This window comes from Pseudacidovorax sp. 1753 (assembly GCF_040544975.1).
Taxonomy (GTDB): Bacteria; Pseudomonadota; Gammaproteobacteria; order Burkholderiales; family Burkholderiaceae_C; genus Xenophilus.
This window is the reverse complement of sequence record NZ_JBEPKY010000002.1, coordinates 260,740-286,972: the sequence shown is the minus strand read 5'-3', so window position 1 is coordinate 286,972 and position 26,233 is coordinate 260,740. Positions and strand designations below refer to the sequence as shown.

The window sequence follows — 26,233 nt, the reverse complement described above, 5'->3', positions numbered from 1 at the left end:
AGCTATGACAGAGTGGGCTTGCTCAGACTGTACGGAGTGGATCGCCTTTGGTGCCAGAGTGGTGGTCGCGTGCGTAAGTATCTGATTTTCTTTGGATTAATTCGATCTTGTACCCATCCGGGTCCGTCACGAACGCGATGACCGTCGTGCCGCCCTTCACCGGCCCCGGTTCGCGCGTCACGTTGCCGCCGGCCAGCTTGATCTTGTCGCAGGCCGCGTAGGCGTCCGGCACGCCCAGGGCGATGTGGCCGTAGGCGGTGCCCATCTCGTAGCTGTCGGTGCCCCAGTTGTAGGTCAGCTCGATCTCGGCCTGCTCGGGGTTGCCGTTGCCGAAGCCCAGGAAGGCCAGGCTGTACTTGTATTCGGGGTTGTCGCTGGTGCGCAGCAGGTTCATGCCGAGCACCTGGGTGTAGAAGTCGATGGAGCGCTGGAGGTTGCCAACGCGCAGCATGGTGTGCAGCAGTCGCATGGTGTCGTGGGTGAGAGAACGAAAGCCCGGATTCTCCGGTGTGACCGGTTCCCCGTCGCGGCTCGCTGCAAAAGCCCGCCGTCACCGCCGGCGCTCAGACGGGCCGCGCCATCTCCCGCCACTGCGCCAACCGGCCGTTGTGCATCACGCCGATGCGGTCGGCCATGGTGTGGGCCTCGGCCTCGTGGTGCGTGACGAGGATGGCGGTCTGCCCCGCGGCGCGCAGGATGTCGCGCACCTGCACCGTCAGGTGCTGGCGGGTGGCGCCGTCGAGGTTGGAGAAGGGTTCGTCCATCAGCAGCAGCGCGGGCGCAGGCGCCAGCGCGCGGGCCAGGGCGATGCGCTGCTGCTGGCCGCCGGACAGTTCATGCGGATAGCGGCTGGCAGCCTCAGCCAGTCCCACCACACCCAGCAGCTCGCGCACGCGCGCCTCCTGCGCGGGCCGCGGTTGCCGGCGCAGGCCGAAGGCCACGTTCTGTGCGGCCGTGAGGTGCGGAAAGAGCGCGTATTCCTGGAACACCATGCCCACCTGTCGCCGCTCCGGCGCCAGATGCACGCCGGGTGCCGACAGCAGCTGGTCGCCCAGCCGGATGTGCCCACCGCGCACCGGCTCGAAGCCGGCCACGGCGCGCAGCACGGTGGTCTTGCCGCAGCCCGAGGGACCGAGCAGGCAGCCGATGTGGCCACCCTCGAGCGTCAGAGAGAAGCCGTCCACCACGGTGTGCAGGCCCCGCGGCGTGTCGTAGCCGAGGTGGAGGTGGTCGATGTGCAGGGCGGCAGCGGTCGTCATGGATGGGGCGTGATGTCGTCGGCCTGCACCGCCGTGCCGCTGACGGGCGTGCGGGCCAGCAGTGCCACGGGCAGCAGGCCGGCCAGCACGATCAGCAAGGCGGCGATGGCGCCTTCCTCGTAGGTGCCGCGGGCGGCCTCGGCATAGAGCCAGGTGGCCAGGGTGTCGAAGTCGGCGGGGCGCAGCAGCAGCGTGGCGGGCAGTTCCTTCATGGCGTCCACGAAGACCAGCAACGCGCCGGCCGACAGGGCAGGGCGCAGCAGTGGCAGGTGCACGCGGCGCAACGTGCCCAGCGGGCTTTCGCCCAGCAGGCGCGAGGCCTGTTCGAGCGCGGCGGGAATGCGCGACAGCCCAGCCTCGATGCCGCCCACCGGCATGGCCAGGAAGCGGATCGTGCAGGCCACCACCAGCACCACGCCCAGACCCATCAACGGCAGGCCGGGCAGGCCGAACAGGGTGGCGATGCCGGCATCGGCCGCCAGTGCCGGCGTGAGCAGGCCGATGGCCAGCACGGTGCCGGGCAACGCATAGCCCAGGCTGGCGGCGCGGGCCGGCCAGCGGCGCGGCGTCATGGCGCCGGGCGGCTGGCGCGTGGCCCAGGCCACCACCAGGCCGGCGGCCACGGCCAGCACCGTCACGCCCAGCGCGACCGCCAGCGTGTTGCCCAGGCTGCCGATGAGCGCCGGCGAGACGCCGCCGCCCAGCCGCAGGCGCTTGATGGTTTCCCACACCAGGTAGGCGGCCGGTGCCGCGAAGCCGATCAGCACCGGCAGCAGCGCGGCCAGCGTGGCGCCCAGGGCGGCCGGCCCCTGCAGGCGCCGCGGCGTCACCGCGCGCATGCGCTGCGCGGAGCCGAAGCGCTGGTGCCGGCGGCCGTGGCGCTCCAGCAGCACCAGCGCGACCACCATCGCCAGCATGGCGCAGGCGATCTGTGCGGCGCCGGCCAGGTCGGAGCGGGTGATCCAGGTGGTGTAGACCGCCACAGTGAGCGTGTTGACGCCCAGGAATTCCGAGGCGCCGATGTCGTTGAGCGTCTCCAGCAGCGCCAGGCTCAGGCCCACCGCCAGGGCCGGGCGGGCCAGCGGCAGCGCCACGCGCCGGAAGGCGCCCCAGCGGCCTTCGCCCAGCAGTCGCGCGGCCTCCATCAGGTGCGCGGGCTGGGTCACGAACATGGCCCGCGCCGTCATGTAGACGTAGGGGTACAGCACCATGCCCAGCACGAAGATGGCGCCGCCCATGGAGCGCAGGTCGGGCAGGCGGAACTGCCGCGGGCTGTCGTAGCCAAGAGCCCAGCGGATGGCGCCCTGCACCGGCCCGAGCGGATGCAGCAGGTCGAGGTAGGCGAAGGCCACGATGTAGGTCGGCATGGCCAGCGGCAGCAGCAGCGCCCACTGCAGCCAGCGATGGCCCGGGAAATCCGTGGTGGCCACCAGCCAGGCGCAGCCGGTACCCACGATCAGCGTGAGTGCACCCACGCCCGCCAGCAGCAGGGCGGTGTTGAGCGCGGCCTCGGGCAGCACATGGGCGGCCAGGTGCGTCCAGTGCGTCAGGTCGGCGCCCAGGGCCAGCCAGACGAGGCTGAGCACCGGCGCCAGCACGCCCAGCGCGATGGCGACCGTGGCCGCATGCCAAAGCCGCCCGACGGGACGCAGGCCCGCGGGGCGGCGCATGAACGGCACGAAGTGCAGCGGCTTACTTGTCGAAGCCAACCTTGTCCACCAGCAGGCTGGCCTGCTTGCGGTGCTTGGCGATCTCGGTCAGCGGCAGCGGGTCGACCTTCAGCTCGCCGATGGTCTGGCCGATGATCGGGTCGAGCGCCACGCCCTTGCGGACCGGGTACTCGTAGTTGGCCTGGGCGTACATGGCCTGCGCCGGCTCCGAGACCAGGAACTCCAGCAGCTTGACCGCATTGGCCTTCTGCGGCGCATGCTTGGCCACGGCGGCGCCACTGATGTTGACGTGCGTGCCGCCCGGCTGCGTGCCGCCGAACACCGGCCGCACGACCTGGATGCCGTCACCCCACTTGCGGGCGTCGCTGCCTTCCTTGGAGCCCTTCATCTGGCCCACGTAGTAGGAGTTGGCCAGGCCCACGTCGCAGATGCCGCCCAGGATGTCGCGGGCCACGTCGCGATCGCCTCCGGTGGGCTTGCGCGCCAGATTGGCCTTGACGCCACTGAGCCACTGCTCGGTCTTCGCCTCGCCGTGGTGGGCGATCATGGCCGCCACCAGGGCCGTGTTGTAGGGATGCTGGCCGGCGCGGATGCAGACCTTGCCCTTCCACTTGGCGTCGGCCAGATCCTCGTAGCGGAAGGTGGGCAGCTTCAGGCCCTTGTCCGCATACAGCACGCGGGCGCGCATCGACAGGGCATACCACTGGCCGTCGCTGCCGCGCAGATTGGCCGGTATGGCGGCATTCAGCGCGGCCGACTGCACGGGCTGCGTGGTGCCGGCCTCGACCAAGTCGAGCAGGTTGCCCACGTCCACCGTCATCAGCACGTCGGCCGGCGAGCGCTGGCCCTCGGCCTTGACCCGCTCGACCAGGCCGTCCTTGACGAAAACGGTCTTGACCTGGATCTGCGTCTGCTGCGTGAAGGCGGCCAGCAGCGGCTGGATCAGCCCGGGCTCGCGGGTGGTGTAGACGGTGACTTCGCCCTGGGCCTGCGCAGCGACGGCTGCGGTGCCGACGAGGCCGGCGAGCAAGGCGCGGCGCGCCCAGGCGCCACGGGGCGCGATCGATGCTTTCATTGGGATTCCCACTCCAGGTTTTTTGAACAGGTCGACCGGTCAGCCGACGGGCGCCGCGCTTCTCGTCGTTGTTGTGCTTGCGGGCTGAGAAGCATTATCAACGCCGGCCTGCGGCGTCTTCATCAAACCTGGATGGAACGTCGGGTTGCTCCGGCGCTGAGCTCAGCGCGGACGCAGGTCGAACACGAGGCAAGTGGTCGTGGCATGCGCGTAGAGCGTGCCGTCGGGGCCCACCAGCCGTGCCTCGGCCGTGGCCAATTGCCGGCCGCAGTGGATGACCTGGCCGATGGCTCGCACGCGCGGCACCTGCGGCGTGATCGCGCGGACCATGTTGATGCCCAGCTCCGCGGTCGTGTAGCTGCGGCCGGCCGGCAGGCTGGTGTGCACGGCGCAGCCCAGGGCGGAGTCGAGCAGGGTGGCGAACCAGCCGCCATGCACCGTGCCCAGCGGGTTCAGGTGGCGCGCCTGCGGCTGGCCCTGGAAGACGGCACGGCCGGCCACGGCCTCGATCAGCACGAAGTCCAGCGTGCGGGCGATCTCGGCATAGGGCAGCTCGCCGGCCAGCATCGCCTGCATCACCTCCAGCCCGCTGCGGCCCATCACCTGTTCGGGCCTTGCCACGCCGGGGCCGGCACCGGCATCCATCCGCGCGCGGACCGTGGCCTCGTCGTCCAGCCAGCGCTGCAGTTCGTTCGTGCTGTCGCTCATCGCATCTCCTTTGATTGCATATGCAATAGTTGCAGCTACAATCATAGGCCGTGAGCACCATCGTCAAGCCGCAGGGCTGCACCAACTTCAAGCTGCGCCAGCTAGGGCGGCGCGTTTCGCGCCTGTACGACGCCGAGCTGGCGCAGGTCGGCCTCAAGACCACGCAGTACTCGCTGCTGTCGCATGTGCTCAAGCTGGGGCCGCTGCGGCCGGTCGACCTGGCGCGTGCCATGGGCCTCACCGCCTCGACGCTGACGCGCAACCTGCAGCCGCTGCTGGCCGCCGGCTGGATCGAGCAGGCCGAGGGGCCCGATGCGCGCAGCCGGCTGCTGCACATCACCGACGCCGGCCGCGAGAAGCGGACCGAGGCGCAGCGCCGCTGGCGCGCCGCGCAGGAACGATTGAACGATCTGCTGGGCCTGGACCGGGTGCTGGCCCTGCATGCGCTGCTCGACGAGGCCATCGACCTGCTGCGCGCCAACGAGGACGGCGATGCCGACGAAGGAGAAGAGCATGAGTGATTCCACCCCGGCCGCCGGCGCGGTGCGCCTGCCCGCCCTGTGGCTGGTGCTGCTGGCCGCCGCCGGCACTTTCGCGCTGACGATGGGCGTGCGCCAGACCATGGGCCTGTACCTGCCCTCGCTCAACACCGCCACGCATCTGGGGCTGGGCAGCATCAGCCTGGCCTTCGCCTTCGGCCAGCTGTGGTGGGGCCTGACGCAGCCCTTCGCCGGCGCCCTGGCCGACCGCGTCGGCACCGCGCGCACCGTCTTGCTCGGCGTGGTGCTGGTGGCCATCGGCACCTTCATCACGCCGTACATGACGAGCACGCTGGGGCTGATCCTGGCCGTGGGTGTGCTGGCGGCGGGCGGGGCGGGCATGGCGGGTCCCTCGGTCATGATGGGCGCGACCATGCGGCTGGTGCCCCCGGCCCGTCGCGGGTTGGCGACCGGCGTGGTGAATGCGGGCGGCTCCTTCGGCCAGTTCGCGCTGGCGCCGGTGGCCATCGGTTTGACGGCGGCGGTGGGGTGGGCCGCGTCGATGCAGTGGCTGGGCGTGCTGGTGCTGCTGGCCCTGCCGGCGGCCTGGGTGCTTCGGGGCAATTCGCGCGCGCTGGTGGCGCAGCAGGCGGCGGCCGGTGGGCCTCGCGCCCTGACGGTGCGCGAGGCCATCGGCCAGGCGCTGGCCACCCCCAGCTACCGCTACCTGGCCGCGGGCTTTCTGGTCTGCGGCTTCCATGTGGCCTTCCTGGCCACGCATCTGCCCAGCGTGGTGGCGGCCTGCGGCCTGCCGCCGGCGGTGGGCGGCTGGTCGCTGGCGGTGATCGGCCTGTTCAACATCGTCGGCAGCCTGGCCATGGGCTGGGCCGTGGGGCGCTGGCGCATGAAGTCGCTGCTGTCGCTGGTGTATGCGACGCGGGCGGTGGCGGTGCTGGTCTTCCTGCTGGCGCCCAAGACCGTGGCCGTGATGCTGGTCTTTGCGGCAGTGATGGGCGTGAGCTTTCTCTCCACCGTGCCGCCGACAGCGGGACTGGTCGCCAAGATGTTCGGGCCGGCCAACATGGCCATGCTCTTCGGCCTCGTGATGCTGTCGCATCAGATCGGCGGCTTCCTGGGTGCGTGGATGGGCGGCTGGGTGTTCGAGCGCACCGGCAGCTACGACCTCATGTGGTGGATCGACATCGCGCTGGCGGCCGGCGCCGCGCTGGTCAACCTGCCGATCCGCGAGTCGCCACCCGCGCGCGCCATGGCGCCGGCCTGAGCCTCCGTCTTCTTCGCACCCCACCGCGTCACGGCGGCCGCAGCAATGCGCCGCCGCCGCTTGCCGCATCCAGGACCTCGCCATGACCTCATCGACTCCCCGGCTCGACCCGCGCACCCGCATGCTGCTGGAGGCGCCCATCACGCCCACGCTGCTGCGCCTGGCCGTGCCCAACATCGCCGTGATGTTCGCGCAGGCGGCCATCGGCCTGGTGGAGACCTACTTCGTCGGCCGTCTCGGCACCGATGCGCTGGCTGGCATGGCGCTGGTCTTTCCGCTGGTGATGCTGATGCAGATGAGCTCGGCCGGCGCGATGGGCGGCGGCATCGCTTCGGCCATTGCACGCGCCCTGGGCGCGGGCCGGCGCGACGACGCGCATCGGCTGGTGTGGCAGGCGGTGGCCATCGCGCTGGGCTTCGGCTTGGCCTGCATGGGGGTCATGTGGCTCGCGGGCGGCTGGCTCTATGCCCGCATGGGCGGGGAGGGCCCGGTGCTGGCCGCGGCGCTGACCTATTCGCACTGGGTCTTCGGCGGCGCCGTGCTGGTGTGGCTGTTCAACTCGCTGGCGGCGGTGGTGCGCGGCACCGGCAACATGGCGCTGCCGGCGCTGGTGACCATCGTGGGCGTGGTGGTGGCCGTGCCGCTGTCGCCCATGCTCATTTCCGGCTGGGGCCCGATTCCGGCGCTGGGCATCGCGGGCGGGGCCATCGCGCTGCTGCTGTACTACCTGGGCGGCACGGTGGCGCTGGCGCTGTACCTGCGTTCGAGGCGCAGCCTGCTGCAACCGGCATGGTCGCAGGCGCAATGGAGCTGGCCCCTGATGCGCGGCGTGCTGCGCGTGGGCCTGCTGGGCGCGGTATCGACCGCAGCGACCAACCTCAGCATCGGCATCGCCACCGGACTGGCGGGCCACTGGGGCGCGGGCGCCATCGCCGGCTATGGCACCGGTGCGCGACTGGAGTACCTGCTGGTGCCGCTGGTCTTCGGCCTGGGCGCGCCGCTGGTCGCGATGGTGGGCACGAGCATGGGCGCCGGTCGCCCGGAGCGTGCACTGCGCGCGGCGGCCATCGGCGCCGCCCTGGCCTTCGGCATGACGACGGTGATCGGCGTGGCGGCTGCGCTCTGGCCGCTGGCCTGGCTGCGGCTGTTCGGCCAAGACGCGGCGATGCTGGAGGCGGGCACCTCGTACCTGCGCGCCGTGGGGCCCTTCTACGGCTTCTTCGGGGTCGGGCTGGTGCTGTATTTCGCCTCGCAGGGCGCGGGCCGGTTGATGTGGCCCGTGCTGGGCAACCTGCTGCGCCTGCTGGTGGCGGGCGTTGGCGGGCTGGTCGTGGTCGCATTGGGTGGCACGCTGGCCCAGGTGTTCGCGGCGCAGGCGGCCGCCCTGGTCGTCTACGGCCTGGTTATCGCCTGGAGCATCGCTGGCGGCGCCTGGTTCGGCCGGGTAGGCTGGCCACGCTGGCCCGGACGTGAAAACGCCACCCTGGGTGGGATGGCGCTTCGGTCAGACCGTTGACCGGTCAGTAACGATAGGGGTTGTGCGGCCGGCGGTCGTAGCGGTTGGGCACGCCGTCCCGGTCGGCATCACCCCAGCCGCGACGGTGGTGCGGGGGGCGGTGGTAGTGGTGCGGCGGCGGACCGTAATACCGCGGCGGCGGGCCGTAGTAATGGCGCGGCGGCGGCGGGTAGTACACCGGTGCGGGCACCGGCACGTAGGCGGGGGCCGGCGGCGGGCCTCCCAGGTACACCTGCGCCTGGATGCTCGGGCCGCTGGCTTGCGCGAGGGCCGGGACGGCGAGTCCGGCCAGCGCCAGCGCACCTGCCGAGAAGGCCATGGTCAACTTGTTCATCACGACTCCTTGCTTCCTGTCGGTTGTTGGTGAAGCAATGGTCGCCGCCGCTTGTCAATGCCATGTAAGCGGCCCGAGAAGCGTGGAAAGAAGTTGTGAGCATTTGGCTGCCCTCGTGAAACGAAGGCCTGCCGAATGCGACAGCCGTGTCAGGGTGTGACGGTCGCGGGCGCCGGCAGCATGCGCCGCAGCGCCTCGAAGAACAGGTCGGACTGCTCCCTTTCGCCCTGCACCTGGGCCGCGACGCGCGCAGCGATCCCGGGTGCCACCGGCGCCAGGGGCCGGCCGGTGCTCTGCGCCAGCACCTGGTGCAGGCAGGCGCGCTCCAGGTAATAGAGGTCGTCGTAGGCATGGGCCACCGTGGCGCCCGCCACGATGACGCCGTGGTTGGCCAGGAAGGCGACGTCCTTGCCCTGGTCGGCGGCCATGGTGCGCGCGATGCGCTCGCCTTCGGCATCGTCCAGCGCCAGACCGTTGTAGTGCGGGTCGATGGCGATGCGGTCCATGTAGCGCATCGCGTTCTGGCTCAGCGTGGGGTCCAGCGCGCGGTCGGCCGTGAGCGTGAGGGCGGTGGCGTAGGGCGCGTGCACATGCATGACCACGGCGTGGCCGGTCAGCCGATGGATGGCGCCATGGATGAACAACGCCGTGGGCTCGACGCGATGCCGGCCGGCCAGCACCTGGCCGTGCACGTCGATCATCACGATGTCGTCCGGGCCGACCTCGCTCCAGTGCAGGCCGCGCGGGTTGATGAGGTAGCGCGCCGGCTCGCCGGGCAGCATCACGCTGAAGTGGTTGCAGACGCCTTCGCCCAGGCCGTGGTGCGCCGCGGCGCGCAGGGCCAGGGCGAGGTCCTCGCGCAGCTGGCGCACGGCGGGGCTGTGGAAGTCGGTGTGGGCGTCGAGGGTCATCTGAAAAGCTTGGTGCAGGAGGGGGCAGGAAGGCAGGCCGGGCGGCCCGCGGGCATTGTGGCGCGCAGACGGTTGCAACCGCGGGGTGCGCCACTGCCTTCAACCAACCGCTGGCGCGGCACGCGCTGACGCGGGCGGGAAATCCTCCAGGATCATCCGCAGCAGAAGGGCCGCCGCCGGCGGCAACACACGCCCGTGGCGCGACACCACATGCACCCGCCCCTGCGACAGCAGGGCGTTGCGCATCGGCAGGGCCACCATGCGGCCGCCATCCGGCGCCGCGGGCATGGGCAGGCGAGCCGACAGCGCGTAACCCAGGCCCGCCATCACGAACTGGCCCAGCGCATGGAAGGAGGTGGTGCTCAGCTGCGTGGGCAGCCGCACGCCTTCGCTGATCTCGGTGGCCTCGATGTGCTGACGCACGCCGAAGTCGCGATGCAGCGTGGCGCCGCGGTAGGGCAGCAGGTCCGCCAGCCGCAGCGGCCGGCCGAGTTGCGCGAGCGGATGCGTCTGCAGCACCAGCGTGAGGATCGGCTCCGGGTGCGAATGGTGCGAGCGCAGCCGCTCGTCGCGCGGCGGCTGGAAGAGCATGCCGATGTGGGCCCGCTCCTCCACGATCTCTCGCACGACGGCGTCGGTGCTGCCCACCGACAGGTCCACCGTGATGCCCGGATGCGCCGCCATGAAGCGCTGCAGGCTGTGGCGCATGAGCCAGTCGACGAAGCCTTCGCCGGCCACGATGTCGATGTGGCCCCGCTCCACCTTCTGGATGTCGTCGAGCTGGGCCAGCAGTTGCTGCTTCTGGGTGTGCTGGCGCCGCACGTAGGTGGCCAGCAGCTCGCCCGCATCGGTGGGCACGACCCCCCGGCCCCGGCGTTCCAGCAACCGTGCGCCGCACTCTTCCTCCAGCACGCCGATGGCCCGGCTCACGGCCGACGGGTCCATGCCCAGCACCTCGGCCGCACCGCGGACCGAACCGCTGTCGAGCACCTGCATGAAGTAGCGCATGCGACGGGCGTCGAGGCGGTCGTCCATCGCATTCATCGGGCGACCGCCTTCCAAGTGTTGCATTCCATGCAACGAATATCCCATTCGTCGGTCATTGATGCAACGTCGGCAAGTGCGGAGACTGGCGGCCGCCGCTGGAGGAGCGGTGTTTTCTTCAACCCATATCCGACCCCGGCGAGGGCGTCGAAGCCGATGAATCCAGCCATGCCACCTTCCACGGCCATGCCGGCCGCTGTCTTCATATCCACCGCGAGCGACAAGCTGCGCCTGGTGGTCGTCATCCTGGCCGTCGTGGCCGCGGCCGAGTGGATCGGTGCGGCACAGTTCAAGCTGGGACCGGGCAAGGTGGTGTTGCTGCCCATGCTGTGGGCGCTGCTCATCGCCGCGGCACTCGGCATCGCGCAGGCCCGACTGCCCCGGCTGATGCGTGTGGACCGCGGCCTGCAGGGGCTGGCGAGCGGACTGCTCAACGCGGGCCTGCTGCTCTTCGTCGTCAAGCTGGGCCTGACCGTGGGTGCCGCGCTGCCGATGGTGCGGCAGGCTGGCTGGGCCTTGCTCTTCCAGGAGTTCGGTCATGCCTTCGGCACCCTCGTGCTGGGATTGCCGTTGGCGCTGCTGCTGGGCATCAAGCGTGAAGCCGTGGGCGCCACCTTCTCGGTGGGCCGCGAAGGCAACCTGGTCATCATCGGGGAGAAATACGGCATGGCCTCGCCCGAGGGCCGCGGTGTGCTGGCCGAATACGTCACCGGCACCGTGCTCGGCGCGGTGTTCATCGCGGTGCTGGCGGGGTTCATCGCCAGCCTGCACATCTTCGATCCGCGCTCGCTGGCCATGGGGGCAGGCGTGGGTTCGGGCAGCCTGATGGCGGCGGCGCTGGGCGCGATCACAGCGCAGCAACCGGCCGAGCTGGTGCCCCAGCTCACCGCCATTGCCGCCGCCTCCAATTTGCTGACCTCGGTGGTGGGCTTCTACTTCACGCTCTTCCTGTCGCTGCCGGCCTGTTCCTGGCTCTATGGGCGGCTCGAACCGCTGCTCGGTCGTGCGACGGCGCGCGGGCGCCGCCCGGCCGTGGAAGCGCAGGCAGATCCCGCGCAAGCCGCCATGCCGGCCCACGCCGCACTTGGCTTGCGCGACACCGCACTGGCCTGGGTGGTGATGACCGGCGGTGTGATGGTGGGCAACCTGTTGTCGTACAAAGTGCCATTGCTGACTTCGCTGGAGGGCATGCTGGTGGTGGTGCTGATCGTCGCCGTCGTCGAAGCGCTCAAGCGCCTGATGCCGCGGTTGCCCATGGTTCTCGCGCTGTCGGTGCTGGCCACCATGATCGGCGTGCCCGGACTCCTTCCCTTTTCCGACACCGTGCTGGCCCTGACCGGCAAGCTCAACTTCCTGGCCTTCACCACGCCCGTGCTGGCCATGGCCGGCTTCTCGGTTGCGAAGGACCTGCCGCTGTTCCGCCAGCTGGGCTGGCGCATCGTGGTGGTGTCGCTGACGGCGACGGCCGGCACCTTCCTCGGCGCGACGCTGATCGCCGAGCTCTTCCACTGACCCACGCTCCCACCATGTACCGAAATCCCGAGATCGCCGACGACATCCGCCAGAGCATGGTCGCCTGGCGCCGCGACATCCATGCCAATCCCGAGACCGCCTTCGAGGAGCACCGCACCGCCAACGTGGTGGCGCAGGCTTTGGCGCTGATGGGCCTGCCCGTGCATCGTGGCCTGGCCGTGACGGGTGTGGTCGCCACGCTCCGTAACGGCGATGGCCCCAGCATCGCGCTGCGTGCCGACCTGGACGCACTCAACATGCAGGAGCTGGGCCGCCAGCCGCATGCCTCGCGCTGCAACGGCAAGATGCACGCTTGCGGCCATGACGGCCACACCGCCATGCTGCTGGGCGCGGCGGCCCATCTGGCACGGCACAAGCCCTTCCGCGGGACGGTGCACTTCGTCTTCCAGCCCGGCGAGGAGAACGAGGGCGGCGGCCGCGTGATGGTGGAGGAGGGGCTGTTCGACCAGTTCCCGGCCGACGCCGTCTACGGCATGCACAACTTTCCGCAACTGCCGCGCGGGCACTTCGCCATCCGCAGCGGCACCATGACGGCCTTTCTCGACACGTTCGAGATCGTCGTCACCGGCAAGGGCAGCCACGGCGCCATGCCCGAGACCGGCATCGACTCGGTGGTGGTGGCGGCCCAGCTGATCAATGCATTGCAGACCATCGTGAGCCGCCGCACCGCCGCTACCCAGTCGGCCGTGGTCAGCGTCACGCAGATCCATGGCGGCGACACGTGGAACGTGATCCCCGAAGAGGTCGTGCTGCGCGGCACCGTGCGCACGCTGGACGCGGCCGTGCAGGACCGCACCGAGGCCGCCATGCGCCAGATCTGCGAGGGCGTGGCCCGTACGCACGGCGCGACGGTGTCGCTCAAGTACATGCGCGGCTATCCCGGCGTGGTCAACACGCCGGCCGAGACGCAGGCGGCCATCGCCGCCGCAGCCAGCCTGGTCGGTGAGGGGCAGGTGCACACGGACATTGCGCCGGCCATGGGCTCGGAGGACTTCGCCTTCATGCTGCAGAAGCGACCCGGCGCCTACATCGGCATCGGCGCGGGCGAGGGCGCCGACGATCCGCCGGTGCACAACCCTTACTACGATTTCAACGACAACATCCTGCCGCTGGGCGCCGCCTACTGGGTTGCCCTGGTGCGGCAGCAATTGCCCGCGGCATGATCGGCCGATGCTTTCCGTCTTCGACATCTTCAAGATCGGGATCGGTCCCTCCAGCTCGCACACCGTCGGGCCCATGCGTGCGGCGCTTCTGTTCGCGCGCGGACTGCAGGCCGCCGGGCTGCTGAATGCGCTGGCGCGGTTGCAGGTCGATCTCTATGGCTCGCTCGGTGCCACCGGCCGAGGGCATGACACCGACATCGGCGTCATGCTCGGCCTGATGGGCGAGGCGCCCGACTCGGTCGAGCCGCAACAGGTCGCCCCACGTCTGGCCGCAGTGCGGCGCGAGGGCCTGCTGCATGTGCTCGGCCTGCAGCCGATCCGCTTCGACGCCTTGCAGGACATCGCCTTCCTGGGCGAGCGGTCGCTGCCCGAGCATCCCAATGCCCTGCGTCTGGCGGCCTTCGACGCCCATGGCGGCCTGCTGCGCGATGCGCACTACTTTTCGGTGGGCGGCGGCTTCGTGGTCGAGGCTGGGGCGGATGGTCCGCGTGCGGACGCGCTGGCGCCCGTGCCGTATCCCTTCGCCAGCGCTGAGCAACTGCTGGGGCAGGCACGGTCGCAGAGCATCGCCGCCCTGGTCATGGCCAACGAATGTGCCTGGCGGCCGGAGGCCGAGGTGCGCAAGGGGCTGCTGCGCATCTGGCGCGTGATGCAGGACTGCGTGGCCCGCGGCCTGGGCATCGGCCACGAGTCAGCCGGCCAGCCGCTGCCCGGACCTCTGCGCCTGCGCCGTCGGGCGCCGGAGCTCTACCGGCGCCTCATGCAGGAGCAGCGCGACCAGGATCCACTCGCTGCCATCGACTGGGTCAATGCCTTCGCCATGGCCGTCAACGAAGAGAACGCCGCAGGCGGTCGCGTGGTGACGGCGCCCACCAACGGAGCGGCCGGCATCGTGCCCGCTGTCCTGCACTACTACTGGCGCTTCGTGCCGCGGGCGACGGAGCAGGGCGTCATCGACTTCCTGCTCACCGCGGCAGCCATCGGCATGCTCTATAAGACCAATGCCTCGATCTCCGGGGCGGAGGTCGGTTGCCAGGGCGAAGTGGGCGTCGCCTGCTCGATGGCCGCCGGCGCACTGGCCGCGGTACAGGGCGGCACGCCCCAGCAGGTGGAGAACGCGGCCGAGATCGGCATGGAACACAACCTGGGCCTCACCTGCGACCCGGTGGGGGGCCGGGTGCAGATCCCCTGCGTGGAGCGCAACGCCATGGGTGCGGTCAAGGCCATCAATGCGGCACGCATGGCACTGTGCGGCGACGGCCAGCACTGCGTGTCGCTCGACACGGTCATCCGCACCATGAAGCAGACCGGCGAGGACATGAAGTCCACCTACAAGGAAACCTCGCTGGGCGGTCTGGCGGTGAATGTGGTCGAGTGCTGACCGCCAGCCACCGTGCAGTCGTCAGCGGTGGGCGAGGGCGGGATGCACGCCACCGCCGCTGGCCGGAGTGAGGGGCGCCTGCACGCCCATGTCCACGCCGCGGTGCTCGCGGCTGAACAGGATCAGGCCGGCGATGACCACCGCGACCGTGCCCGCCACCACCGCCATTGCAAACGCATAGTCATTGCCGCGTGAGGTCGCGAGCGATGCCTGCATCGTCGCGTTGACAGAAGCCAGCAGGTTGCCCAGTTGGTAGACCAGGCCCGGGAAGGTGGCGCGCAGTGCGGGCGGCGAGATCTCGTTGAGGTGCACCGGGATCACGCCCCAGGCGCCCTGTACGCTCAGCTGCATCAGGAAGGCGCCCGCAGCCAGCGCGGCCGCCGAGTGCGAATAGGCCCACAGCGGCAGCACGGGCAGCGCGAAGAGGGCGGCGCCGAAGATGGTCCACCGGCGGCCGATGCGCTCCGACAGCGTGCCGCAGGCCAGTCCGCCCACGATGGCGCCGATGTTGAGCACGATGGTCACGAGCGACACGGTGTGCGCGTCGAAGCCGTGCTGCACGCGCAGGAAGGTGGGGTACAGGTCCTGCGTACCGTGCGAGAAGAAGTTGAAGGCGGTCATCAGCACCACGGCGTACAGCGCGAGCTTCCACTGCTGGCGCAGGCCGGCCAGCAGACTCGGCCGCGGCTGGCTGGCCATCTGCTTCCATGCGGGCGATTCGGGCACATGCGAACGCACGTAGATGACCAGCAGCGCGGGCAGGATGCCGACGAAGAACATGCCGCGCCAGCCGATGTGCGAATAGAACAGGCCGAACACCAGCGAGGCCAGCAGGAAGCCGGTGGGATAGCCCGCCTGCAGCAGCCCCGAGACGAAGCCGCGCGAGCGCGCCGGCACCGTCTCCATGGTGAGGGCCGAGCCCACGCCCCATTCGCCGCCCATGGCGATGCCGAACAGCGCGCGCAGCACGATCAGCGTCGCCAGGTTGGGCGAGAAGCCCGACAGCAGCTCCAGCACCGCATAGCAGAGGATGTTGGCCATCATGGTCGGCCGGCGACCGAAGCGGTCGGCCAGCCGCCCGAAGATCAGCGCGCCCACCGGCCGCATGGCCAGCGTGAGCGTGATGGCGAGCGCCACGGAGGGCAGCGGCGCGTGGAACTCGGCGGCGATGTCCTTCAGGATGAAGACCATCAGGAAGAAGTCGAAGGCGTCCAGGGTCCAGCCGAGGTAGCTGGCGGTGGTCACGTGGATCTGCTCGCGGGTCCAGGTCATGGGGTGTTCTCCTTGGGTTGTGCAAGCGTTGCGCCTGGCACGGAGGAGGAACGACCGCCGGTGTCGGTGTGCAGCGTGGAGCCACTCTAGGCCGATGGCGCGGGCGATACCAGTCGGACGCGGCCTTCTGGTGGGCCGCTTAAGGCTGGCCTAAGGATGCGCCCCGTGTCGCCGGGGAATGCCTTCCTGTGCGCAGGTCGATCATCTCGACCGCGTGCAGGGCCTCATGACCGCTTTCGCCGAAGCACCGCGACATGGACCGGCGTGCGCACGACGAAGCCGAGGTCCTCGTACAGCGAGATCGCGGCGGTGTTCGTCGTCCACGCATGCAGGAAGGGCAGGTCGCCGCGCTGCTGGATGTCGGCTGCCACGGCGGCCGACAGGCGGCGCGCCAGGCCCTGTCCGCGGAAGTCCGGATGCGTGCAGACGCCACTGATCTCCACATGCCCGGGAAAGCGCATGCGCTCGCCGGCCATTGCGGCCAGACGGCCGCCGATGCGCACGCCGATGAAACGCCCCAGCGTGTGCGTGCGGGCGAAGAAGGGGCCGGGCTCGGTGAGCCGGGCCAGGGCCAGCATCTCGTCAACATCCGCATCGCCCAGCACCACCACGTTGTCATCGGCGTGGAGGCGGCGTGTGGCCACCATCTGCACGCCTGCGGCTGCTTTCACGACTTCAAGGCCCGGAGGAACGGCGATGGCCGGCACCTGCAGCAGATACACGCTGTCGCCAGCGGGGCCGAGAAGGCCGACGAGTGCGTCGAGGCTGGCCGCACTTTCATCCGCCGTGGCGGCAAAGCCGTGGAGATCGGGCACGAAGCGTCGTGCACGCTCACCCCCGAGTGCCCAATGCGGTTGATGCTGCAGGCTGGCCCAGACGGGCCGGTCGAGTGCGGACATGGTCAGGCCTCCTGGATGCGCTGCAACAGAGCGGTGGTGGCCAGCGCGTCTTCGAGTGCGGCGAGCTGCGAGAGCAGATCGCCCCGGCTTCGGGCGCAGGCCTGCGCGACAGCGGACTCGATGGCCGGCCAGGCTTCGCGCCGGGCACGCTGCACAAGGCTTCTGCCCTTGCGGCTCAAGGTCACGCGGCGCACGCGGCGGTCTTCGTCGCCCGTCTCCGACTGCACGAGGCCTTCGTCCTCCAGCCCCTTGAGCGAGCGGGTGACCACGGGCTGGCTCACGCCCACGGCCTGGCTCAGCTCGCCGACGCTCAAGGCGCCCAACCGGTCCAGCGCCGCCAGCAGCGGGAAGTGCGCTGCCGGCTGTTCGAAACCGTAGCTCGCGAGCACGGTCTGCGTCTGCGCCTGCAGCAACTCGCCGGTACGCTTCAGGCGGGTGCCGAGCGTCAGGTGGCCCAGCTCCTTGACGACGTCCTCGATCATGCGGTCTCCATCATGGCTATTTCCATATCATGCTATGTAAATGGCTTGGCCGCGTCAATCGAGCAGCCAAAGAAAAAGCGGCCCGATGGGCCGCTTCGTTCTTCGCCAGTGCAGGCAGGACTCGATCAGTAGCGCTTGCCGCCGCCGGAGTAGCCGCCACCGCCACCGCCGGAGTAGCCACCGCCACCGCCGCCACGACGGCGATTGCCACCACCACCACCACCACCACCGCCGTTGCCGCCACCACCGCCGCCGCCATTGCGACGGCCGCGGCCGAAGGTCGCCTCGACGCTGGTGCGCAGCGGATCGGGCTGGCCCGACGGGCCGCCGTAGGCTTCGGCGCGGCGGTGCGCGACCACGTCCGCATGCGAGGGGCTGGTCGTGTTGCCGTAGTGCTTGGGCTGGCGCTCCGGACGGTCCTCGTACAGGGCATGGGCCGGCGCGTTGCCGCCGCCGTGGCCGCCCGCGCCGCCATGGTGGCGCTTGGGCCCGTTGTTCTGACGCGGCGGGCGCGGACCGCCATTGCCGCCACCCGAGGGCTGGCCGCCGGCGCGTTGCTGCTGGGGTTGCTGGCCACGGCCGCCCTGGCCCTGACCGCCACCGGCCTTCTTCTGGCCGCGCTCGCCGCCCTGGCCCGCCTTGTTCTCGCGGATGCGGGTCATCATCTCCTGGCGCGCAGCACGTGCCGCGGCGGCCATCACCTCGCGGCTCGGCGGCTTGCCGGCGCCGCCCCACAGGGTCTGGCGACCCATGGCGATGGGCTCGGCGATCTCGCCTTCGTCGGGGCCGAAGCCTTCGAGCGTTTCAGAGGGGATCTGCTGCTTGGTGAAGCGCTCGATCTCCTGCATGAAGCCTTCCTCGTCCAGGCAGACCAGGCTCACGGCCTGGCCTTCCTTGCCCGCGCGGCCGGTGCGGCCGATGCGGTGGACATAGTCCTCGGGCACGTTGGGGATCTCGTAGTTCACCACGTGCGGCAGGTCGTCGATGTCGATGCCGCGGGCCGCGATGTCGGTGGCCACCAGGGCGCGGATCTCGCCGCTCTTGAAGCCGGCCAGCGCCTGCGTGCGGGCGCTCTGGCTCTTGTTGCCGTGCAGCGCCATGGCGGTGATGCCGTTCTTCTCCAGGAACTCGGCCACATGGTTGGCGCCGAACTTGGTGCGCGTGAACACCAGCACCTGGCTCCAGTCGTGCTGCTGGATGATGTGCGCCAGCAGCTGCTTCTTCTTGCCACGGCCCACCGGGTGGACCACCTGCGTGATGCGCTGCACCGTGGTGTTGCGCGGCGTGACCTGGATGCTCTGCGGATTGCGCAGCAGGCTGTTGGCCAGCTCGCGGATGTCGTCGCTGAAGGTGGCCGAGAACAGCAGGCTCTGCTTGTCCTTGGGCACCAGGGCCAGCACCTTCTTCACGTCGTGGATGAAGCCCATGTCGAGCATGCGGTCGGCTTCGTCGAGCACCAGGATCTCGACTGTGGACAGGTCCAGGTGGCCTTGCTGCTGCAGGTCGAGCAGGCGGCCCGGCGTGGCCACCAGGATGTCCACGCCGCGCTTGATGCGCTCGATCTGGGGGTTCATGCCCACGCCGCCGAAGATGACGGTGGAGCTCAGCGGCAGGTACTTGCCGTAGGTACGCACGGATTCCTCGACCTGGGCGGCGAGTTCGCGCGTGGGGGTCAGCACCAGGGCGGCGATGCCGTCCTTGCCGAACTTGTTGATCTTGCCCTCGCCCTTGGACAGGCGGTGCAGCATGGGCAGGGTGAAGGCGGCCGTCTTGCCGGTGCCGGTCTGCGCACCGGCGAGGAGGTCATGGCCTTCGAGGACGGCCGGGATGGCCTGGGCCTGGATGGGGGTGGGGGTTTCGTAGCCTTGCTCGCGCACGGCCTTGAGGATGGCGGGGGCCAGCTTCAGTTCGTCGAAGTTCATTCGGTAGTTACTTACGGGCGCCATGCACGGCGCGGTGTTCTTCTTGCGTCCACCCGCCGCGATGGCGCTGCTTGGGCGCGAACCGGGCCAGTCGAGGTGGAAAGGGAGGTAAGGCGGGAGCCTGGAAGGATGCGAATCCGTCGTCCCCGGCGAAGAGCCGTGTTGCGGGTGACTGTGCCCGGCAACGCCCCGATTGTGGCATGAGTTCAGCGCTGGCGCGCCCGTGGGCCGCGTCGAGGAGGGATAATCGATGGTTTTCGCGCTCGCCCGGCACCGGGCCCCTCCCTCATCCGAGCGCGTTCCCCACCCCGCACCGACAAGAAGCCATGGCCCAGTACGTCTACACCATGAATCATGTCTCCAAGACCGTGCCGCCCAAGCGGCAGATCTTGAAGGACATCTCCCTCTCGTTCTTTCCCGGCGCCAAGATCGGCGTGCTCGGCCTCAACGGCTCGGGCAAGTCCTCGCTGCTGAAGATCATGGCCGGCGTGGACAAGGAGATCGAGGGCGAGGCCCTGCCGATGCCCGGCCTGTCCATCGGCTACCTCGAGCAGGAACCCAAGCTCAATCCCGAGCACACCGTGCGCGAGGCCATCGAAGAGGCGATGAGCGAGGTCAACAACGCCAAGAAGCGCCTCGAAGAGATCTACGCTGCCTACGCCGAACCCGATGCCGACTTCGACGCGCTGGCCGCCGAGCAGGGCGAGCTGGAGGCGGTGATCGCCGCCGCCGGCACCGACAGCGAGCACCAGATCGAGATCGCCGCCGACGCGCTGCGCCTGCCGCCCTGGGATGCCAAGGTCGGCATGCTCTCCGGCGGCGAGAAGCGCCGCGTGGCCCTGTGCCAGCTGCTGCTGTCCAAGCCCGACATGCTGCTGCTCGACGAACCCACCAACCACCTGGACGCCGAATCCGTCGAGTGGCTGGAGATCTTCCTGCAGCGCTTCACCGGCACCGTGGTGGCCATCACCCATGATCGCTACTTCCTCGACAACGCCGCCGAGTGGATTCTTGAGCTGGACCGCGGTCGCGGCATTCCCTACAAGGGCAACTACTCCGAGTGGCTGCTGCAGAAGCAGACCCGCCTGGAGGCCGAGCAGAAGGGCGAGGAAGCCCGTGCCAAGGCCCTCAAGAAGGAACTGGAGTGGGTGCGCCAGAACGCCAAGGGCCGCCAGGCCAAGAGCAAGGCCCGCATCCAGCGCTTCGAGGAACTGAGCGACTACGAATACCAGCGTCGCAACGAGACGCAGGAAATCTTCATTCCCGTGGCCGACCGCCTGGGCAGCCAGGTCATCGAGTTCAAGGGTGTGAGCAAGAGCTTCGGCGACCGCGTGCTGATCGACAACCTGTCGTTCAACGTCCCGGCCGGCGCCATCGTCGGCATCATCGGCCCGAACGGCGCGGGTAAATCCACGCTGTTCAAGCTGATCGCCGGCCGCGAGCAGCCCGACAGCGGCGAGGTCGTGATCGGCCAGACCGTCAAGATGGCCTTCGTCGACCAGTCGCGCGACGCGCTGGCCAACGAGGCGACCGTGTGGGAAGACATCTCCGGCGGCCTCGACATCATCAACGTCGGCAAGTTCCAGATGGCCAGCCGGGCCTACGCCGGCCGCTTCAACTTCAACGGCCAGGACCAGCAGAAGAAGGTCGGCAACCTGTCGGGCGGTGAGCGCGGCCGCCTGCACCTGGCCAAGACGCTGATCCAGGGCGGCAACGTGCTGCTGCTGGACGAACCGTCGAACGACCTGGACGTGGAAACCCTGCGCGCGCTGGAAGACGCCCTGCTGGAGTACGCCGGCACCGTGCTGGTCATCTCCCACGACCGCTGGTTCCTGGACCGCATCGCCACCCACATCCTGGCCGCCGAAGGCGACTCGCAGTGGGTGTTCTTCGACGGCAACTACCAGGAGTACGAGGCCGACAAGAAGAAGCGCCTGGGCGAAGAGGGCGCTGCCCCCAAGCGGGTGCGCTTCAAGGCGCTCAAGTAAGCTGGCGCCCCGCTCGCCGGGCCCTGCGGCCTGGCGGGCCCGTTGGCATGCTGCGGGCCGGGCGTGCCCGTATCCGCGTCGACGCTCAGACCGTCGCCACCGCCAGCGTGCGCAGCAGCGAGCGGTTGATTTCCTCGGCACCCATGTCGAAGCGCGCGCGGGTGGCGCGCACCACGGCCGGGTTGTCCTGGCCGAGGGCCTGGGCCACCTGCAGCACGCTGGCGTAGGGCCCGGTGCCGCGCAGCACCGCCTCCACCAGTCGCTCGGGCAGCGCCACCCGACCGACCGCCGTGCGCATGGGCTCGTCCATCACCAGGTCGAGCTGGGCGAACAGCCCGCACAGATAGACCTCCCGCCGCAACTCCTCTTCCACGCCCGCTTCCATCAGTTGCGAGGTGAGGTGCGCCCGCAGCACCATGGTGGCATTGGCGGGCTGCAGGTTGCGGTCGTCGCTGGTGTGGGGCAACTGCTCGGCCAGCCAGGCGTCGAGTGTGCGGTAGCCCAGCATCATCACGCCGTGGCGCAGCGAGGTGATGCGGCGCCGCAGGCCCAGGCTCGCCGAGTTGAGATGCAGCAGCAGGCGATAGGCCAGTGCCGGCTCCTGGCCGAACTGCAGCTCCAGCTGATCCAGCGACTGTTCGGATTCGAGCGCCTGCATGGTGCGCACCACGCCGCGGCGCGTGGGCGGCAGCGGCTGGCCCTTGTTGCGGTGGAGCACGTCCTCGATGGGCCAGCCGGCCACGGCCCAGGCCGCGCGCTGGTCCAGCGCATGTTCGACCAGCGCCATGCTGGCGGCACCCACCACGATCTGCTCGGGCTCGATGGGGCTGGCGGCCAGTTGCGCCTGTGCCGCCGCCCGCTGCGCGGGATGGCGCGGATCGGCCTCGCGCGCGCGCAGCACGGCCTGCAGGGCGGCGGCCGCATGGTCGACCTCCAGCTCCATCACGCGGGGCGAGCTGCGGCCCGGGAAGTCCGTGCGCCGCGGTCCGGGACCGGCCGAGGCGATGAGTGCGGCGCCGCGGCGGCGGGCCTCGGTGGCGGCCAGGGCCAGGGCTTCGTCGGCCAGCCAGTCGACCGGCACCTCGACCATCGGCGACTCGCCATCGGCCTGCTCCAGCACGCCGTGCAGCAGCCGGGGCGAGCGCGGCGCCACCAGCAGCTTGGGCGATTCGGCCATCCACATCTCGGTGAGGCTGCGCAGCAGATGGCCGCCGTCGGCATGTTCACCGTCCTCGTAGGCCAGCAGCCGTATCCCCGCCATGTCGCGCCTGCGATTCCAAAGAAGCTGGTAGCAAAGGGTGAGACTGCCGAGAACGGATTGGGCCACGATGCGGAAGAGGGAGGAAGCCTGGCGACAGGCCTCAGCTCAGGTAGTTGAAGAGAGAGAGCTTCTGGATCTGGGCATAGGTGCCCAGGGCGGCAGAGTACATCGTCTGCTGGCTGCTGATATCCGAGAGAACCTTGACAGGGTCGGCATCCTCGGCGTCGGCACGCACCTTCTCGAGCTGGTCGCTGCGGGTGGTCAGCCGGTCGCCGATGGTATCGGCCCGGTTGAGCAACTCGCCGGCCTGGCTGCGCGCGGCGGACAGCTTGGCCAGGCCTGAATCCACCTGCGCCAGCCCGCGCGAGACGGCCTGCGTGACCTGGCCATTGGCCGCGCTGCGCACACCCGCGATGGCCTGGTCCATGACCGCGAAGAGGCTCTGGCTGCCTGAGGGTTTGACCTCCAGCGTGTCGCCACTGGCCGGCGTGCCGCTGGCCGTGAAGGACATGCCGCCGAAGCTGATCGCCTGGCCGCTTTTGTACGCGGCGCCGGAGACCACCGCCTGCTGGGTGTTGGTGTCGAGCACGTCGTAGGTGGTCGTGCCGTCGGTGGCGACGGAGAACTTCACCTGGTACCCGTGGCCGGTGAGCGCGCCCGGGTCCAGCACCTGGCCGGTGTCGGTGTGCACCTGGGTCGTGCCGGTGGCCTGGTTCACCTCGAACACGCCGTTGCCGGTGGGCACATCCATCCAGGTCGCGAAGCCATCGAGCACGCCGGGCACGCTGCTGTCCGAGGCGGCGGCCTGGCCCGACACGCCCTGGTAGCTCACCGTGCCGCCGGCATCGGTGAAGGGCCGGGCGGTGCTGCCCAGGCCGCCGAAGAGCGGCAGGCCGTCGGCATTGGTGGTGTTGGCATACGACAGCAACTGGTCGCGCAGCGCCGTCATCTGCTGGGCGATGGACTGGCGGTCGGTCTCCGAGAGCGCGCCGCCGCCAGCCTGCACCAGCAGCGAGCGGAAGGACTGCAGGGCGGTCACCGAATCGCCGAGCGTCGACTCCACGCTGGTCATCGAGGCCGTCTGGGCCTGCAGCGCGCGCTGCTGCGTCTCGACGCGTGCCACGCGGGTGGTGGCGCGCTCGGCCTGCGCCGCGGCCAGCGGGTCGTCGCTGAGGCGGTTGATCTTCTTGCCGGTGTTGACCTGCTCCTGCAGGTCGGCCAGTTGGGCCTGGCGTTCGGCCAGGCGCTGGATGGCCGTCTCGCGCAGGTTGGGGGTGGAAATGCGTTGGATGGTCATGCGGTGGCCCCTTGCCCTCAGCGCACGCTGGACAGCAGCGAGTCGAAGATGTTCTGCGCGATCTGGATCACCCGTGCCGAGGCCTGGTAGGCCTGCTGGTAGGCCAGCAGCTTGGTGGCTTCCTCGTCCAGGTTCACGCCGGTGCTGTTGGCCCGTGCCGTCTCGGTGCTCGTGGCGATGGCCGAGGACACCTGCGCCGCGTACTTGGCGCCCTGGGCCCGCACGCCCACGCGCGCGATCAGGCCGGCATAGCCGTCCGACAGCGGCGAGCCGTCGATCACCTTCTCGTCGGCCAGCCCCTGCAGGGCCTTGGCATTGCCGCTGTTCTGCGCCGTCATCGACGCGGTGGCCGCCTGCACGGTCACTGTGTCGCCCGCCCTGGGCACGCCGGTGAGCGTCAGCGACCAGCCGTTGACCGAGATCGCCTCGCCCGCGGTGTAGGGCTGGTTGCTCAGGTTGCCCGTGCCGGTGCCGCTGATGTTGTAGGTGCCGTCGGCATTGAAGGTCAGGGTGGCCGTGGCGGTGAGGTTGGCGTTCTGCGCGCTGGCATACACGCCCGACACGGCCAGGCTGCCCGCGTTTGCGGTGCCGGTGCTGGCCTGCACCGGGCTGCCGGCCGCCACCGCGCTGGCCGAGCCCAGCGCCACCGCCACCTTGCCCGCGGCCTGCGCGAAGGGCTCGATGCGGTAGACGTCCCCCGGTGCGCCGGCGCCCGACTGCAGATCGAGCGACAGCCCGTCGATCTGCGCGGGCAGGCTGGCGAAGCTGCTCACCGTGTTGTCCGACAGGCGACGCACCTGGTAGCTGCCGTCGGGCTGCACGCTCAGCGCATAGGACGAGGGCACGAGCGCCGACACGTCGCTCACAGTCGCCGCGAACACCGCGTTGCCGGTGTTGGTGGCGGCCGGCGTCGAAGCGGGCACGCCGATGTCGCCGAAGAGCTTGTTGCCGGTCTCGCCGTTCAGGCCGACGCCCAGCGAATGCTGGGCATTGACCGTGCTGGTCATCGTGAGGGCCAGCCGGCCCAGCAGGTTGCGCGTGTCGGGCAGGTCCTCGTTCAGGAAGCGCAACTGGCCCGCTGCGGCGCCACCGCCGAGGGTGTCCGCGTCCAGGTGGGCCACCACGCTGCCACGCGCGATGTCGAGCGTGGTGCTGCCGTCGGCCGCCGTGCCCACCGACACCTGCCCGGTGCTGCTGCCCAGCACCAGCGCCTGGTTGCCGACGAAGACCGACAGCGTGCCGTCGTCGGCCTGCACGGTGCTGGTCTGCACCTGGGCGTTGAGCTGTGTGACGAGCGCGTCGCGCTGGTCGAGCAGGTCGTTGGGCTCCTGCCCGGTGCCGCGGGCGCGCTGGATCTGGCCGTTGATCTTGGCGATGGACGCGGCCAGGCGGTTGACCGTGTCGGCCGCCGTGCCCAGCTGCTCCAGCGTGGACTTGCCCATCTCGTCGAGCTGGCTCTGCGCGCTGGAGAAGCGCGAGGCCAGGGCGCCCGCCTGGGTCAGCACCACCGTGCGCGCCGACAGGTCGGTCGGGGCGCTCGCCACGTTAGTGAAGGCATTGAGCAGCGAGTTCATCGCCGCACCCAGGCCCGCGCTGCCGGTCTGGAACACCGACTCGAGCGAGGCCAGTTGGTCCGAGCGGGCCGAGTCCGCCGCCGAGACCGCCGCCGTCTGGTTGGCCTGCTGCGTGAGGTAGCTGCTGTACGCGCGCTCCACCGTGACGACGCGCACGCCGTTGCCCAGGTAGCCGCTGCCGGTGGGTGTGGTGATGGCCTGCTGCTGCACCACCGACTGGCGCGAGTAGCCCACGCTGCCCGCGTTGGCCACGTTGTTGCCGGTGGTGGTCAGCGCCGCCTGGTTGGCCTGCAGCGCGGACAGGCCGATGTTGAGGAGGGAGCTCATGTGGTCTGCAGCCGCTGCTGAAGGGCCTGCGTCGCCTGGATGGCGCGGCCCAGCTTGCGGGCATAGGCCGGGTCGGTGGCATAGCCGGCCTTCTGCAGCTGCGCCGCATAGGCCTGGGCGGAATGGGTGTTGGCGCGGGCCTGCGCGTAGCGCGGGTTCTCGCCGATCAGGCGCGCATAGTCGCGGAAGGATTCCTCGGGCGAGTCGTAGGCGCGGAACTTCGCCTTCACCTTGCGCGGCTCGCCGTGGATGTACTCGGTGGTGGTCACGGTGGCGACCTTGCCCGTCCAGCCGGCCGTGGCCTTGATGCCGAACAGGTTGTTGGCGCTGCTGCCGTCGGCGTTGCGGATCTCGCTGCGACCCCAGCCGGTCTCGTGGCCGGCCTGGCCGATCATGAAGGCCGCGGGGATGCCCGTCTCCTGCGCCACGCGTTCGGCCGCGTCCTGGTGGCGGGCGACGAAGTTGCCCTGGGTGGCGGTCGTGCCGACGGGTGCCTTGCCGATGCCGCCCATCGCGGCCAACGAAAGCGTGGAGGGCGTCTGCCTGCCCTGGATCTGCTGCGTCAGCTGCCGCGTGATGGCGTCCGACAGCCCGCCGGGCAGGCCCGAGAGCTGCACCGACAGTTGCTGGTCCAGCAGGTCGGTGCCCAGCTTCTCGCCGTCGCTGTCGAGCAGGCCCGACTTGGTGGTCGCCTCGCGCATGCTCTTGATCAGCTCGCGCATGAAGAGGGACTCGAACTGCTTGGCGGCTTCGCGCACCGCCTTCGGGTCGTTGCCCGTGGCGTACTTCAACGCGTCCAGCGAGCGCGCGTCGGCGGCCAGGCTGTTGGAGGTGGAGGTGCCGATGCTCATGGCGA

Annotated in this window: 24 protein-coding genes; 7 read left to right on the top strand and 17 right to left on the bottom strand. The window is 70.0% G+C overall.

Going from position 1 to position 26,233, the window contains the following annotated elements:
• Window positions 1-22: 22 nt before the first annotated feature.
• The 5 genes from gloA to ABIC63_RS03710 all read right to left on the bottom strand — a co-directional run bounded on the left by gloA (window position 23) and on the right by ABIC63_RS03710 (window position 4,712).
• On the bottom strand, window positions 23-469 hold the full coding sequence (gloA, locus tag ABIC63_RS03730) for a lactoylglutathione lyase (RefSeq protein ID WP_354318716.1): 447 nt from the start codon (window positions 467-469) through the stop codon (window positions 23-25).
• 94 nt (window positions 470-563) lie between these two features.
• The gene (locus tag ABIC63_RS03725; RefSeq protein ID WP_354318715.1) at window positions 564-1,259 is read right to left on the bottom strand and encodes an ABC transporter ATP-binding protein; all 696 of its coding nucleotides are present in this window, start codon (window positions 1,257-1,259) and stop codon (window positions 564-566) included.
• The gene (locus ABIC63_RS03720) at window positions 1,256-2,929 is read right to left on the bottom strand and encodes an ABC transporter permease (RefSeq protein WP_354318843.1); all 1,674 of its coding nucleotides are present in this window, start codon (window positions 2,927-2,929) and stop codon (window positions 1,256-1,258) included. Before ABIC63_RS03720 ends, ABIC63_RS03725 begins: the two co-directional genes overlap by 4 nt.
• A 22-nt stretch (window positions 2,930-2,951) precedes the next feature.
• Complete coding sequence (locus ABIC63_RS03715) at window positions 2,952-4,004, bottom strand: Fe(3+) ABC transporter substrate-binding protein (RefSeq protein ID WP_294369725.1); 1,053 nt, start codon at window positions 4,002-4,004, stop codon at window positions 2,952-2,954.
• Window positions 4,005-4,166: 162 nt separating this feature from the next.
• Window positions 4,167-4,712 (bottom strand): PaaI family thioesterase, encoded by a 546-nt coding sequence (locus tag ABIC63_RS03710; protein ID WP_354318714.1) that lies wholly within the window; start codon window positions 4,710-4,712, stop codon window positions 4,167-4,169.
• Window positions 4,713-4,762: 50 nt separating this feature from the next.
• On the opposite strand from ABIC63_RS03710, the gene ABIC63_RS03705 reads away from it, so the two are divergent.
• The 3 genes from ABIC63_RS03705 (at window position 4,763) to ABIC63_RS03695 (ending at window position 7,989) form a co-directional block, all read left to right on the top strand.
• A complete protein-coding gene (locus ABIC63_RS03705; protein WP_354318713.1) occupies window positions 4,763-5,233 on the top strand; it encodes a MarR family winged helix-turn-helix transcriptional regulator in 471 nt (156 codons plus the stop codon).
• The gene (locus ABIC63_RS03700; protein WP_354318712.1) at window positions 5,226-6,473 is read left to right on the top strand and encodes an MFS transporter; all 1,248 of its coding nucleotides are present in this window, start codon (window positions 5,226-5,228) and stop codon (window positions 6,471-6,473) included. The genes ABIC63_RS03705 and ABIC63_RS03700 overlap by 8 nt, the downstream gene beginning before the upstream one ends.
• Before the next feature lie 82 nt (window positions 6,474-6,555).
• The gene (locus ABIC63_RS03695; RefSeq protein WP_354318711.1) at window positions 6,556-7,989 is read left to right on the top strand and encodes an MATE family efflux transporter; all 1,434 of its coding nucleotides are present in this window, start codon (window positions 6,556-6,558) and stop codon (window positions 7,987-7,989) included.
• Between the two features lie 4 nt (window positions 7,990-7,993).
• Here ABIC63_RS03695 and ABIC63_RS03690 read toward each other — a convergent pair whose 3' ends face one another.
• From ABIC63_RS03690 to ABIC63_RS03675, 4 genes are all read right to left on the bottom strand, one after another.
• Window positions 7,994-8,323 carry a hypothetical protein gene (locus ABIC63_RS03690; RefSeq protein ID WP_234192362.1) on the bottom strand — a complete coding sequence of 110 codons (330 nt, stop codon included), beginning with the start codon at window positions 8,321-8,323 and terminating at the stop codon, window positions 7,994-7,996.
• Window positions 8,324-8,472: 149 nt separating this feature from the next.
• Entirely contained in the window at window positions 8,473-9,234 is a 762-nt protein-coding gene (locus tag ABIC63_RS03685; protein WP_354318710.1) for an aldolase, read from the bottom strand.
• A gap of 99 nt (window positions 9,235-9,333) precedes the next feature.
• The gene (locus ABIC63_RS03680; protein ID WP_354318842.1) at window positions 9,334-10,269 is read right to left on the bottom strand and encodes a LysR family transcriptional regulator; all 936 of its coding nucleotides are present in this window, start codon (window positions 10,267-10,269) and stop codon (window positions 9,334-9,336) included.
• 5 nt (window positions 10,270-10,274) lie between these two features.
• The gene (locus tag ABIC63_RS03675; protein ID WP_354318709.1) at window positions 10,275-10,448 is read right to left on the bottom strand and encodes a hypothetical protein; all 174 of its coding nucleotides are present in this window, start codon (window positions 10,446-10,448) and stop codon (window positions 10,275-10,277) included.
• Here ABIC63_RS03675 and ABIC63_RS03670 point away from each other — a divergent pair.
• From ABIC63_RS03670 to ABIC63_RS03660, 3 genes are read left to right on the top strand one after another with little or no spacing between them, the layout of a single operon-like run.
• A complete protein-coding gene (locus tag ABIC63_RS03670) occupies window positions 10,447-11,790 on the top strand; it encodes a DUF3100 domain-containing protein (protein WP_354318708.1) in 1,344 nt (447 codons plus the stop codon). The genes ABIC63_RS03675 and ABIC63_RS03670 overlap by 2 nt on opposite strands.
• Window positions 11,791-11,804: 14 nt before the next feature.
• A complete protein-coding gene (locus tag ABIC63_RS03665; protein WP_294369710.1) occupies window positions 11,805-12,974 on the top strand; it encodes a M20 aminoacylase family protein in 1,170 nt (389 codons plus the stop codon).
• A 7-nt stretch (window positions 12,975-12,981) separates the two neighbouring features.
• A complete protein-coding gene (locus ABIC63_RS03660) occupies window positions 12,982-14,355 on the top strand; it encodes an L-serine ammonia-lyase (protein ID WP_354318707.1) in 1,374 nt (457 codons plus the stop codon).
• Window positions 14,356-14,376: 21 nt separating this feature from the next.
• On the opposite strand, the gene ABIC63_RS03655 is transcribed toward ABIC63_RS03660, so the two are convergent.
• From ABIC63_RS03655 to ABIC63_RS03640, 4 genes are all read right to left on the bottom strand, one after another.
• Window positions 14,377-15,627, bottom strand: coding sequence for an MFS transporter (locus tag ABIC63_RS03655; RefSeq protein WP_354318705.1), 1,251 nt, complete (start codon window positions 15,625-15,627; stop codon window positions 14,377-14,379).
• Window positions 15,628-15,851: 224 nt separating this feature from the next.
• Window positions 15,852-16,526: a GNAT family N-acetyltransferase gene (locus ABIC63_RS03650; RefSeq protein WP_354318704.1), complete on the bottom strand. Its 675-nt coding sequence runs from the start codon at window positions 16,524-16,526 to the stop codon at window positions 15,852-15,854.
• A gap of 2 nt (window positions 16,527-16,528) precedes the next feature.
• Window positions 16,529-17,008, bottom strand: coding sequence for a MarR family winged helix-turn-helix transcriptional regulator (locus ABIC63_RS03645; protein WP_354318703.1), 480 nt, complete (start codon window positions 17,006-17,008; stop codon window positions 16,529-16,531).
• A gap of 125 nt (window positions 17,009-17,133) precedes the next feature.
• Window positions 17,134-18,930, bottom strand: a complete 1,797-nt coding sequence (locus tag ABIC63_RS03640) for a DEAD/DEAH box helicase (protein ID WP_354318702.1) — start codon at window positions 18,928-18,930, stop codon at window positions 17,134-17,136.
• Window positions 18,931-19,256: 326 nt separating this feature from the next.
• On the opposite strand from ABIC63_RS03640, the gene ettA reads away from it, so the two are divergent.
• On the top strand, window positions 19,257-20,918 hold the full coding sequence (ettA, locus tag ABIC63_RS03635) for an energy-dependent translational throttle protein EttA (protein ID WP_354318701.1): 1,662 nt from the start codon (window positions 19,257-19,259) through the stop codon (window positions 20,916-20,918).
• Window positions 20,919-21,003: 85 nt separating this feature from the next.
• Here ettA and ABIC63_RS03630 read toward each other — a convergent pair whose 3' ends face one another.
• The 4 genes from ABIC63_RS03630 to ABIC63_RS03615 all read right to left on the bottom strand — a co-directional run bounded on the left by ABIC63_RS03630 (window position 21,004) and on the right by ABIC63_RS03615 (window position 26,228).
• The gene (locus ABIC63_RS03630) at window positions 21,004-22,179 is read right to left on the bottom strand and encodes an HDOD domain-containing protein (RefSeq protein ID WP_234192355.1); all 1,176 of its coding nucleotides are present in this window, start codon (window positions 22,177-22,179) and stop codon (window positions 21,004-21,006) included.
• A 100-nt stretch (window positions 22,180-22,279) separates the two neighbouring features.
• Complete coding sequence (flgL, locus tag ABIC63_RS03625; protein ID WP_294369696.1) at window positions 22,280-23,476, bottom strand: flagellar hook-associated protein FlgL; 1,197 nt, start codon at window positions 23,474-23,476, stop codon at window positions 22,280-22,282.
• A 17-nt stretch (window positions 23,477-23,493) separates the two neighbouring features.
• Window positions 23,494-25,377, bottom strand: a complete 1,884-nt coding sequence (gene flgK, locus ABIC63_RS03620) for a flagellar hook-associated protein FlgK (protein ID WP_354318700.1) — start codon at window positions 25,375-25,377, stop codon at window positions 23,494-23,496.
• Complete coding sequence (locus ABIC63_RS03615) at window positions 25,374-26,228, bottom strand: glucosaminidase domain-containing protein (protein ID WP_354318699.1); 855 nt, start codon at window positions 26,226-26,228, stop codon at window positions 25,374-25,376. The genes flgK and ABIC63_RS03615 overlap by 4 nt, the downstream gene beginning before the upstream one ends.
• Between the last annotated feature and the right edge of the window lie 5 nt (window positions 26,229-26,233).